Here is a 2631-nt window from a genome sequence, read left to right as displayed (position 1 = left end):
TTTCAAAATAGGTCAGTTTAATTTGAGTTCAATTTATATCAGATTTTTATTTTGAAAAAGTCATATTTAGTGAAACTATATTTTGGTTGAGTAAACGTGCTCTCAAATGCATTACAACGGTCTAGTGTATGAGTAGTAGCGGATTTTCACTCACAAACCTTTCGGTTTTGCACTGACCTTTGTTTTATGTTTATCTCTTTGTTTTATCACTTAAACCGCTATTACTTATACACCGTGTTGGCAACCGTTATTTTTCATTATTTTTTATCAATTCCAATGTGTATTCCATTTGAGTGTCTTTATGGTCTATGAAATCTTGATAGGTTTGCGAAACATCAAAATCAGGTATAATCCCACGATTGTAAAATTGATTTGACTTTTTTGGAACATCTTGTTCTAAGTTCACAACCGAAAAAATTATTTCTATTTTGGATTTGGGTAGCTTATATGCTAAAGGTGTATGTCCATTATGTCCATAATATCCACCCATAGTTTCCTCTCCGATTGTTAATGTATTCTCATTTCCAGCAACCATAGCCGCAAACAAACTACCTGCTGACGCAATGGCAGGACTAACAATTATGTATATATTTCCTTTAAATGCATTAATATTTGGCTCTCTAACAAGATGGTCTTGGCTATTATCATCTTGATAAAATTTGCCATTTTTAACTAAAGGAAACTCTTCTTGGAATTCTTTATTATATTTACCTACAAAAATTGGTCTTAAAAATTTGGGTAACCAAAAATCAATATATCGGATGAGTGGTATTTTCTCAAAGCTAACCCAAGCCTCTCTATTTTCTTGAAAATTTCTTTGCGTTAAATATGAATAGGTTACTAAGTCATTTGGGTCTGTACCACCACCGTTTTGACGGACATCAATTATTAAGTTCTTTATACCTTTTGTTTTTATATCCAAAAAAGTGCTATCGAGAAATTTAGAATAGGTCTTATGCTCATCTGTAGTTTCGTTACCCATAGAAAAAGTATAGATGGTCAAAACTCCAGTAGATTCATTTAGTTGTTCATATTTGTATTTTTTATTTTCGTCTAAATCTGCATAGTAAATTTGGTCATACGTTTTTGAATATCTTGTGTTGAAATTCTTGTAGTAATTTGAATATGCTACGCTTTTAATTATTTTAGAATAGACTTGGTTAGAATTTGGTAATTTATATTCAACTTCAAATTCTTTAGTGAGTCCATAATTCCATCTGTAATATCGTGAAAAATGAGTTCTTAAACCTATTCGTTTTCCAGTCGTATTGATTCCGTCCGTTGAATAATATTTATACAGGTTTTGTATAATTTTAGAAATTTGTTGTTGATTAATTGAAATAATTTCTGCTCCTAAGGGAATTTCACCTTTTTCATAGTTTATACGCCATTTTCCATCAATCCATTTTATGGGATATGGAAAATAACCAAAAGATTCTTTTCGTAAATTTTTCCAATATTTTGAAGGAAAATCAGTGTCGTTATGAAGACTTCCCTCAAAGTCGGTCAATTGGCAAATGATGTTGTAAAAATCAAGATATGTAGATGATTTTTCAATTTCCTTTTCAGCCCAATTGTAAATGCTGTCTATTTGTTGTTCAGTTCGGTATTTGTAAAGTCCAGAATTCGCTTTTAATCGGATTTCTTTAAATACTTCCAAATCCTTTCGCATTTTCTTTCTTGAAAATGGATCGTCAATGGATTGACCTAAAACAGTAACACAAGAAATTAAAAAGAGAATTAAAGATAATGTTTTTGTCATTCAGTTTGTTTTGTTCTAATGGTTGCCAACGGCTTAGGCTATGATTAGTTGCGTAAAAGTAAAAACATACTTTTCGGATTAGTAATAGCCAATGTAAAGAAACAGTAATTAAGGTGTTGCATGGAGCAGCAATTATTTATAGCCATTGTTGTACGCTGTTATTATATTTTGTCAATGATTCCGTTAATCCAATTTTTTATTCTGTCGGCTGATAAAATCAAGGCTATTATAACTAATGATATTCCTATTAGCCAAGGGTCAGAGTATATTCTTTTGAATAGGGATTTTGTTACTGGTTTATTGATTGGGGCTGCTATAGTTTGCTTTGTTTTAGCCATTTTTAAAGAACGGTCTAAAGATTGAGTTCCGTAATTGTCGCCACCAATATAATTTTTGGCAATAACATTAGGTTTATTGTTTTTAGTCATACGTTCTTTTTTTAGTCGGTAATATTTTTCAAATCCGCCATTTTTAATAAATCTATCGGTATAATTGTCAATCCATAGTTTTTGATAGTTAGTTTCTTTATTTAGAACATTTCCTATGTTATGTTCGTTTATTGAAAAGTTGCAGATTTGATTATAAAAATATTCATACTCTTCCAATGATAATTGGAAATGGTTTGCTAAATATTGATTGTCATATTCATAGCCTTTAGTGTTATTTAAAAATAATAAAATGCTATCTAGCTTTAATATTTCGTCATTTGATAATTCAATCATATTTAGTGTTTTTTTAATAGCGTACAACGGCTAAGTATAAGATTTGTTGCGTTGGTTATAAACGCAATTTAACAAGTACAAGCCGAATAGGAAATCCGCGAGGATTTTCGTAAATAGGCGAGAACAAGCAATTAATTTTATACAATG

At 30.4% G+C, this 2631-nt stretch carries 2 protein-coding genes; both read right to left on the bottom strand.

Features of this window, described 5'->3' with window-relative positions; translation table 11 throughout:
• Window positions 1–247 precede the first annotated feature (247 nt).
• Window positions 248–1762 carry a S41 family peptidase gene (locus GQO80_RS15605; RefSeq protein ID WP_157209287.1) on the bottom strand — a complete coding sequence of 505 codons (1515 nt, stop codon included), beginning with the start codon at window positions 1760–1762 and terminating at the stop codon, window positions 248–250.
• Between the two features lie 161 nt (window positions 1763–1923).
• Window positions 1924–2484 (bottom strand): hypothetical protein, encoded by a 561-nt coding sequence (locus GQO80_RS15600; RefSeq protein WP_157209286.1) that lies wholly within the window; start codon window positions 2482–2484, stop codon window positions 1924–1926.
• Window positions 2485–2631 lie beyond the last annotated feature (147 nt).

The organism is Mariniflexile maritimum (genome assembly GCF_009746565.1).
GTDB classification, from domain to species: Bacteria; Bacteroidota; Bacteroidia; order Flavobacteriales; family Flavobacteriaceae; genus Mariniflexile; species Mariniflexile maritimum.
This window is presented reverse-complemented; position numbering and strand designations above follow the sequence as displayed.

Coding starts and splice junctions, on each gene's coding strand:
- GQO80_RS15600 (WP_157209286.1), bottom strand. CDS start 2,484: ATGATTGAATTATCAAATGACGAAATATTAAAGCTAGATAGCATTTTA.
- GQO80_RS15605 (WP_157209287.1), bottom strand. CDS start 1,762: ATGACAAAAACATTATCTTTAATTCTCTTTTTAATTTCTTGTGTTACT.